The sequence below is a fragment of the Parapedobacter soli genome (assembly GCF_025460835.1).
GTDB lineage: Bacteria > Bacteroidota > Bacteroidia > Sphingobacteriales > Sphingobacteriaceae > Parapedobacter > Parapedobacter soli.
The window spans coordinates 1-9,953 of record NZ_JAMXAY010000090.1; the positions used below are offsets into that span (position 1 = coordinate 1).

Sequence of the window (9,953 nt, forward strand, 5' to 3'; positions counted from 1 at the left end):
GTTGCCCTCCTCGTCAAACGCACCCTCGTTGAAATACGTATAGGTACCGTCCGTGTTCGGGCGAATAAGCGTAACGGTCTCGTTCGCCTGCACGATCTCCTCAAAGGTGATCACGTGCGTGTCGCCGCTCTCGTCAATATAGCTAAACTCGTCGCCGTTGTAGTAAACGTTGCCGCCAACGTACGTGTCGCCAAGCACTTCGATAAGCTCGTTAAGCACGTTCGTGTCGCCCAAAATTTCCTCGATGTTGGTGATCACGTCAGCAGGAACGTCAATCGTAACCTGCACGCCGGCCTCGTTCGTGTACGTGTACGTGCCGTCGCCGTTGGGAACCAAAGTGGTCTCCGTCTCGTTCGCCTGCACGATCTCCTCGAAGGTGATCACGTGCGTGTCGCCGCTCTCGTCAATATAGCTAAACTCGTCGCCGTTGTAGTAANTTCCTCGATGTTGGTGATCACGTCGGCAGGAACGTCAATCGTAACTTGCACGCCGGCCTCGTTCGTGTACGTGTACGTGCCGTCGCCGTTGGGAACCAAAGTGGTCTCGGTCTCGTTCGCCTGCACGATCTCCTCGAAGGTGATCACGTGCGTGTCGCCGCTCTCGTCAATATAGCTAAACTCGTCGCCGGTGTAGTAAACGTTGCCGCCAACGTACGTGTCGCCAAGCACTTCGATAAGCTCGTTAAGCACGTTCGTGTCGCCCAAAATTTCCTCGATGTTGGTGATCACGTCGGCAGGAACGTCAATCGTAACTTGCACGCCGGCCTCGTTCGTGTACGTGTACGTGCCGTCGCCGTTGGGAACCAAAGTGGTCTCCGTCTCGTTCGCCTGCACGATCTCCTCGAAGGTGATCACGTGCGTGTCGCCGCTCTCGTCAATATAGCTAAACTCGTCGCCGTTGTAGTAAACGTTGCCGCCAACGTACGTGTCGCCAAGCACTTCGATAAGCTCGTTAAGCACGTTCGTGTCGCCCAAAATCTCCTCGATGTTGGTGATCACGTCAGCAGGAACGTCAATCGTAACCTGCACGCCGGCCTCGTTCGTGTACGTGTACGTGCCGTCGCCGTTGGGAACCAAAGTGGTCTCCGTCTCGTTCGCCTGCACGATCTCCTCGAAGGTGATCACGTGCGTGTCGCCGCTCTCGTCAATATAGCTAAACTCGTCGCCGTTGTAGTAAACGTTGCCGCCAACGTACGTGTCGCCAAGCACTTCGATCAATTGCTCGATAACCTCAGTATTGCTTTCGTTGACAATCGTCTCGAAGTTCTCAATCACATCCTGTGCTACATTGATCGTGGTCTCCGTGCCATTTTCCGAGGTGTATAGGTATTCGCCTTCGCCCAAAGCCACTAACGTAGTAACCGTCTCGTTGGCTTTTACAACCGCCGCCAGGTTAATCACCTGCGTGTTGCCGGCATCATCTATGTAAGTGATCTCGTAGGTCGTTGGGTTGTACGAAATGTTGCTGGCATCGGCCGCCCCACCTGCCAACCACCAACGGCTTCCGTCGTTGTAGTAGATCCCAGGAACAACATCGTTGGCTGTTGCCGTGTTGTACACCATCATACCGGCAACGTGTGCAGATAAAGGTGTTGCGTCGGTCGTGGCCGATAACTCGACACGGGTATGCAACAACCCTTTATTGGCACTCGCCAATTCCAGAATAGCATCTGTATTGAGATTGTGCGTAGAATTGCTTCCCGCTGTGCCATCGCCAATTTTCTGTTGTGCATATCCACAGCACACTAACAAAGCTAAGGCGATTGTTAAGAATAAATGTTTGCTCATAACCTATTGATATTGATGTTTTTTTGACTATTTAATAATAGTTGGCAGCATGAGAAACCGCTCTCCTTCCAATGGATACTTTTAAAGTTTTATCTTAAAAATTCCGTCAACGGAGTTTCTAAATTGTTTTCATAAGTAGCAGGCGTCCACTTGGAACAAAAAATCTATTTGATGACAAGGTAGTTTGATTATCTCAGCTCCGAGGTTGTTAACTAGTAGTAGAACTATTACATAAAATCGAACTATGGTGAACTATTAGAACTTAGCTAATTAAACTTTCTCACGAGCAAAATAAACAGTTTGCAAACGGATTTTTTGAATCCACTTGGCTTAAATAGCGTGTTTTTGTTACGTCTGTGACTCAGTTCAACATATTTTGGTTAGACGATATGAAATACACAAACGTTCTAAAACAGCCTAGGGTAAACACACTTCCCCGCGGTGTTATCGTTGCGTGTTTTTTCGAAACCGGATGGAATACAAATACTTTCCAAAAACACTAGTATATTTCGCGTTTCTCGCCAGCGCGTTCGATGAGCCGGGTTCTTTGCTCCTCGATTATTATTTGTCAAAAAAAATACCCAAGCGCCGATCAACGATTAGTGGATTAACAAGAAAATTAAGATTATGATCGTCGCCAGTGTCACCACACCCACTAATGTCCGGTCACATTTTAACATACAAGCCCGATGGCTGCCTGAGTAAAGAGCTGATTTGATTATTGTCGCCTTGTCAGTTGTTGGCCAAATAACGTTTCACTTCCGCTATTCCGATATGATCTAGTAATTCGGTAATACCGTAGTATTGGATCGCAACTACAATGTCTACTTGCCGCAAAGGGTTGTCTAGAGCATCATCAAACTCACTTGCGCAAGGATTTTTTCTTTTCTTTTTGGCCCCGTTCCGGGCCTTCTTTTGTAAAACACTCATCATGGCACACTAAAATCAATAAGGTAACTTGATTATCTTGCGACCGAGCGAACGTTATGTCGCGCCTCAGAAGCAAAGGAACGGTTTAGTCTGGACTTTTTGATGCACCTTAAATCGCTATGGCTAATATATGCTATTATATCAACTAAAATAGCATTATTTTGCTAGGTCTGCAGTTTTACAGACATCGTGGAATTTGTTAGTTTTGCTACCAAAATCTGTCCAATTCTACTAATGAATTTGTCTATGCACCCAACAAGAAATCCGACAGCCGTAATCTATGATGATCATTTGTTATTTTCGGAATCGTTTTCGTCGGTAATTGAACGGTTGACGTTTTTTAAATCGGTCCACACATTTGATGAGGAGCAGGCTTATCGCCGATTCTTGATCAAGTATTTCGATGAACCATTTTACTTGTTTCTTGATTACTACTTACCGAAAAAAAATGCACTAACGCTAATCCAAGAGACGCGGCGAATCAATAAAAAAGCCCGTGTTATCATCGTTAGCAGTGTGACCGACCCGGTCGTTATCAATCATATTTTAACTTACGACCCCGCAGGATTTCTCAGCAAGTCTTGCGGCATTGATACCGTCATCGAATGCTTGCGCACAATCGCACTAAACAAATTATATATATGTCCGTCAGTGCAAAAGATTGTGGACACGACACCTCCGTCTGGCACTGTCCCCTTTACTGCTCGGGAACTTGAGATTCTACAATACTTTGACCGTGGACTATCGATTGTGGCGACGGCCGAAGTCACCCATTTAAGTAAGCATACCATTGTGTCCCATCGACGCAATATGATGGCCAAATCCAGAAGTAAATCTATCATCGAGTTATTGACTTACGCTCGTAAACACCATCTGTTGGACTGATTCCTAAATGAATGCAGACTCACCTTTTTCGGCATATTTCCATTTTATTGTGCAGAACCTGATGAAGAAATAAAACAGCTCCATGGACATCCATTACGAGGATAAAGAAATCGCTAACACACCTACATGAAACGTATACTGTTCCAAACATTGATCGCCGTCCAATTGCTGTTGGGAATATTGGGTACTAATACGGAAGTAATTGGGCAAATCGTCTCAGGCACGGTGGTTGATGCCACAGACGGAATCCCAATTTCGGATGTAACCGTCCGCGTGCGGGGGACGTCAACGACTACCGCTTCGGCAAAAGACGGCCGCTACACGGTCAATGGTGTTAAAGCCGACGACACATTGATATTCAGCCATGTCGGTTACCAAACACACGAGGAACTCATAAATGGACGCACACACATCTTCGTGCAGTTGATGCGCCTCGAGGACGTGCTTGAAGAAGTAGTCGTAACCGCACTGGGCATTCCGCGGGAAGAAAAATCGCTAGGTTATTCGGTACAGCGTATCGGCGGCGATCAGGTACAACGGGTCAAAGGTGTGAATGTGGCGACGTCGCTGACGGGTAAGGTGGCGGGGCTCTGGATTCAAAATAGCACCGAATTTGACGAATCGCCCGATGTCCGGCTGCGCGGGGGGGCGAGTAATCCGCTACTGGTAATTGATGGCGTACCCTACGGGAATATGAGCTTAAGGCAAGTCGCTCCAGATGACATCGAAAGCATCGACGTGCTCAAAGGCGCAACAGCATCGGCACTCTACGGCGTACGTGGTGGTGGCGGTGCCATCATCGTGACGACCAAAAGCGGAGGAAACGGCATCAATGTAAATAGCAACACCATGTTTTTCGGGGGTTACCTGACGTCGCCGGAAGTGCAAACATCGTATAGCGCGGGCCTGGGCGGGTCGTATAATTCGATCGACTACGTGTGGGGCGACAAACTCGATATCGGCATCATGGAGGAACAATGGAATCCGGAAACCAAGCAACTCGAACTGATGGAACTCACCTCGCGGGGGAAGGATAACTTAAAAAACTTCCTCGAGCCGGGTATCGTGACCAACAACAACATCAGCTTTTCGCGGTCCGGCGACATGGGAGCTGTACGGGCGTCTCTGAACCACGTCTACAACAAAGGGCAGTACCCAAACCTAAGCTTGAACCGGCTGAATGCAAGTGTATCGGGTAGCCTGGAACTCGGCGAGCAGTTCGAACTGCACAGTAACATCGGGTATAATCGGAGTATGACTCCCCAGACTACAGGTGCCGGATACAGCGACCAAGGGTATATTTATCAATTGCTGATGTGGACCGGACCCGAGTATGACGTTACCAAATTCCGTGATTATTGGGTAGTGCCCAACGAGCAGCAAAATTGGCATTACCAAGCTTGGTATGATAATCCCTACCTGATTGCCTATGAAAAATTAAATGGCAGGGAAAACAATATGGCCAACCTAAACCTGACTTCAAATTATAAACCCTTCGTGGGTGCCAAGATAACCGCAAGGGTGGGGTACGACTTCTATTCCAATGAAAATACACGTCGTAATCCCCCAGGCATCTATTCCACACGCGGGTGGCATGTAAACGGGATGTTTGGCCAATACCAATCCAGGGGATACAGTTTGAATACCGATCTGCTGCTCAATTATGGTAAAAAGAAAATATTAAATACCATCGATATAGACCTTACTGCAGGGGGGAGCGTCTACCGGTACGAAGACCAATCGCTTTCAGGAGTAACCCGCAGCGGCCTTATTGTGCCGGGTATGTATTCGTTGAACAATTCGGTGGAGCGTCCGGATGCGGGGACCTCCAGATATGGTAAGCAAGTAAACAGCCTGCTCGGATTAGCTTCGTTTGGCTGGAAAGATGCGGTTTTTTTGGATCTGACGGGCCGGAACGATTGGAGTTCTACATTAGACATGACGACCCGTTCATATTTTTACCCATCCGTATCGAGCAGTGTCATCCTCGGGGAGCTTTTTAAGCTGCCAAACTGGATGGACATGTGGAAAATCCGGGGGGCTTGGACACTTTCAAAACAGGACCTCGGTGTGTACGCCACCAATGTATATTACGACATTACGCAGGGTGCGTGGGATGGCTTGAATACGGCCGATTATCCATCGATTTTAAATACTGCAGTCATCGAACCACAAACCAACCGAACTTGGGAAGCCGGTACAGCCATCCACATATTGGAAAATCGTTTGGTGCTTGATGCCACCTATTACCATGTGTTCAATTACAACCGGCAGCAAACATCCACCATACCGGCTTCTTCGGGCTTTACGTCTACGTTGATCAACACAAACGAAACGCGTGTGCGTAGAGGCGTAGAATTGTCGTTGCATGCCCACGTATTGAAACGACGCGATTTTACTTGGGATGCAGTGGTAAACTGGGCAACAACACACCAATATTACAAGGAATTGGATCCAGTCTATTCACCGGACAACCTGTGGACGAAAGCGGGTGGACGCGTCGACAACTATACAATCACCGATTGGTTGCGGGATCCGCAAGGTCGTATTATCCATACAGCCGGCGGACTTCCGCAGCAAGGCCAGTACACCTCCGCAATCGGATACCGCGATCCAAAATTCATCTGGGGTTTTACCAACTCGCTTACCTTCCGTAATTTTGATCTTCAGTTGAGTTTTGACGGCCGCGTTGGCGGCCTGTTGAATAATTACACGGCCTATAAGATGTGGGACACCGGGTCACATCCCGATAGCGATAACCAATGGCGTTACGATGAAGTCGTCAATGGCAGCAAAACTTATATCGGAAATGGGGTAAAAGTAGTTTCAGGATCGGTTGCTTTCGACGAATACGGCCGTACTACGGAAGACACGCGCACATACGCGCCGAACGACGTACCCGTATCGTATGAAACGTATGCCCGCAGGTTTGCCGACGGGCGTTTCGGAGCTACCGATCCTACGTTCATCAAAATCCGCGAGCTGGCTATCGGTTATACTGTTCCGCGCTCAGTAAGCGAGCGGTGGGGGATGAGCCGGGCACGCATCGCACTGACTGCCCAAAACGTGTTCCTATGGACGAAAGAGTTTCGTTTTGCTGACCCCGATTGGAACTCCGATAGCGACCTGACGTCACCTTCCCAGCGATTTATCGGACTTAACCTGAATTTTCACCTTGCTCATGGTGACAGATCAAAATAGGAAAAGCCATGGAGAAAAACCGCATAAAATGGACAACCGCCTGCCTCACGCTTATCGTTGCGATGGCGTCTTGTTCTCACTTCGACCAATTAAACACCAATCCCGATGGGTTTACCGTCGCTACACCACAAATGTTAGCGACGAAATTGATTCTCGACATCACAAGGAATGATATCAGCGAGCAAAAGGCATTTATGTCAAACTTCATGCGCGACAAATACATTTTATGGAGCGAGTTTGCGCAAGCTGAACAGTACAATCGCATAGACCGGGCCAATTTCGATAATTTTACGCGGCTTGTCGACGTCGAAAAGATGATCGAGCTCACCGATAGAGTCGATCAAGGCATAGCCAATGCGTATAAAGGATTGGGCCATTTTATACGGGCTTATACGTTTTTTAATGCTACCATGCAAGTGGGTGATATCCCGTACTCGGAAGCGCTTAAAGGAGAACGCGACGGAAATATTAAGCCCCGTTATGATCAACAGAAAGACGTATTTATCGGTATTCTCACCGAATTGGATGAGGCGAATCGATTGTTTTCCCAGAGTTCCTACTTCGAGGGCGATGTGATTTACCGAGGCGACCCCGTGAAATGGCAAAAAATGATCAATTCGTTTTCGTTGAAGGTGCTAATCAACTTGTACCGCAAAACAGATGATTCCGACCTGCGTGTAATTGAACGTTTCAACGACATTTTAAACAATCGGCCCATCTTCGAAAGTAATGCGGATAATTTTCAGTTGGTTTATTCGGATCAGGAAAATCAACGCTACCCTTTCCACAAGTTGGGAAACCAGTTTATCATTTATCCAATGGTATCGGGCATACTCATCGACCAATTGAAAGCGACAAACGACTATCGGTTATTTTATTATGCTTCGCCTTCCCCGGTACAACTAGATAACGGCTACGCTCCCTCGGATTTTGACGCGTATAGCGGGACAGACCCTTCCATCGCGTATGCCGATTTGAGCGCGATACATAGTTCGGGCGACTACTCCGGCATCAACGCACGGTATACCGACGTGGCCTCGGGAGAACCGGTAAGCCTGCTTAGCTATGCCCAAGTGCAGTTCCTACTTGCAGAAGCTGTCGTACGTGGCTGGATCAATGGTGACGCGCAGTCCTACTACGCAGCAGGCATACAGGGTTCCATGCAGTTTGTAGCGAACCATACGCCCGACGCCCCTTCTTATCACCACAACCGCATCATGAGCGATACCTATATTGACGCATTCCCTTTTACAGAAGCCGTGAAGTTGACGGGCACTTCCGAACACCAGATCAGGCAAATCATTACGCAAAAGTTTATCAGTACATACCTCCAGTCACCGCTCAGCGCCTTCTTTGAGAACCGCCGCACGGCTTATCCGGCATTTCCAATCAACCCGGCATCCAATGAAAACGTCCCTGCCGACCGATTACCCATCCGATGGATGTATCCGAGTGACGAACTCAACCACAACCGCGAAAACGTAACAGAAGCCATCAATAGGCAATACAACGGCAATGACAATGTAAATGAACTGATGTGGTTGTTGAAAGACTAGATTGTTATTTTAACGAACATAACCATTCTAATGAAGCGTTTCAAATTTACCACTTACCTGTTCCCGTTATTGCTGACTGCCGCTATCGCCAATCCTGCCTCTGGTCAAATTCAGCAGATTGGTCAGGAGCTACATAAGCTATCTATCATTAACGACAGTGTTGGACGGGTCAATTGTTTGATTCGATTGGGCGAACTTTACCGATCCAGAAACGCCGATAGCTGCTTTTATTACGGTATGGAAGCAAAGCGTACGGCCACCAACATCGGATATCAGAAAGGGCAGATTGATGCCGACCACGTTATTGCTTTCTCCTTATATAAGAGAGGGCTCTATGCGGATGCTCTGGAGTTACTTAGCAAGGTGCTTGCGCACTATCAACAGTTCGGTGATACCGAAAAAATGATCCGGGTATATATGGATATGGCCGGAGTCGAGAACAAGGGCATCTCCGATAGACCCCGGATTATTTCGCTTTTTCAAAAGGCTATCCAAGCCGGGCAAAAATTAAAAAAGGATAGCATCATGTCTCACGTATATATAAACTATTGTAGCGGGAACCCAGGACTTACAGAAGACAGTGTTCGTTACTATCTCCATAAATCAAGAGCAATTTCAAGCCGCTACAAAGACGAATATGTACTGATTTTCAATCAGCTATGGCAAGCCCGTTTACTGATTTCAAATAACCAAAAAGAACAAGCTTTGCCCCTTATAACGCAATCATTAGCCGATGCACAGCGTATCGGTAACACACAGCTTGAAATCAATGCGCTCATGACGCTGTATAATTATGAGAACAACTCTCAAAAAAAGCTTGAATATCTCTATCAAGAATATGAAGTAGCACAGAAAAGCGGAGATAAATCCTTGGAAATATACATTTTAAACAGCGCCTTAGACATAGCTAAGGAGCTCGGGGATAAAGACGAGATCATCGAGGTATACGCGGAGTTGGAAAGAGCGATGACAGAAGAATGGGAAGCATCAAAAAAATTCATCAGCGACTATGTCCGGTTCAATGCCATAGCCAATGAAAACAAACTCTTAAACGAGAAAAATGCGAGACGAGCGCTTTGGTTAGTGATTATATCATCTTTCGCATCGATTGTTGTACTGGCCATTTATATGATCATGCTCCGCCGCAACCGAAAAGCAAAAGAACAGGTCGAAGCTTTGAATCACGCAGCCAACTTGCAGATCATCAGCATGGAGGAAGAAAAACAGCAGGCCATACGCGAAGAGCAGCAACGGTTGGGGCAAGACCTTCATGACGGACTCTCCTCCTCCCTTGCTGGCATCGGCCACCAATTGGAAGTACTCGCAATGGATACCGACGATGCATTCTTAAAACAGCGATTGAGCACATTGAAATTTGCGATTAAGGACGCTTACGAAACATCGCGGAACAAAAGCCATGAATGGTTCAGTGCGGCGGCAGCACCAGACGAGCCATCTTTTGAACAGCGAATCGGACGTCTGATCGACAGCGCGTTGCCGGATAGCCGGTACCACAAGGATATTATCATCGACGACCAATCTTTGGCACGGGCAGGGATTTCGCTTTTAAGAATTTTGGGGATTGGATTTGCAG

At 47.5% G+C, this 9,953-nt stretch carries 5 protein-coding genes; 4 read left to right on the forward strand and 1 reads right to left on the reverse strand.

The genetic code is table 11. From position 1 onward, the window contains the following. Window positions 1-363, reverse strand: a 363-nt coding sequence (locus NGM62_RS20975) for a hypothetical protein (RefSeq protein WP_262250274.1), incomplete at its 3' end; no start/stop codon positions are given. 2,600 nt (window positions 364-2,963) lie between these two features. Here NGM62_RS20975 and NGM62_RS20980 point away from each other — a divergent pair. From NGM62_RS20980 to NGM62_RS20995, 4 genes are all read left to right on the forward strand, one after another. After that, the gene (locus NGM62_RS20980) at window positions 2,964-3,602 is read left to right on the forward strand and encodes a response regulator transcription factor (protein ID WP_262250275.1); all 639 of its coding nucleotides are present in this window, start codon (window positions 2,964-2,966) and stop codon (window positions 3,600-3,602) included. 126 nt (window positions 3,603-3,728) lie between these two features. Next, window positions 3,729-6,803, forward strand: coding sequence for a SusC/RagA family TonB-linked outer membrane protein (locus tag NGM62_RS20985; protein ID WP_262250276.1), 3,075 nt, complete (start codon window positions 3,729-3,731; stop codon window positions 6,801-6,803). Window positions 6,804-6,811: 8 nt separating this feature from the next. Then, on the forward strand, window positions 6,812-8,359 hold the full coding sequence (locus tag NGM62_RS20990) for a SusD/RagB family nutrient-binding outer membrane lipoprotein (RefSeq protein ID WP_262250277.1): 1,548 nt from the start codon (window positions 6,812-6,814) through the stop codon (window positions 8,357-8,359). 30 nt (window positions 8,360-8,389) lie between these two features. Next, window positions 8,390-9,953, forward strand: a 1,564-nt coding sequence (locus NGM62_RS20995; protein ID WP_262250278.1) for a sensor histidine kinase, incomplete at its 3' end; no start/stop codon positions are given.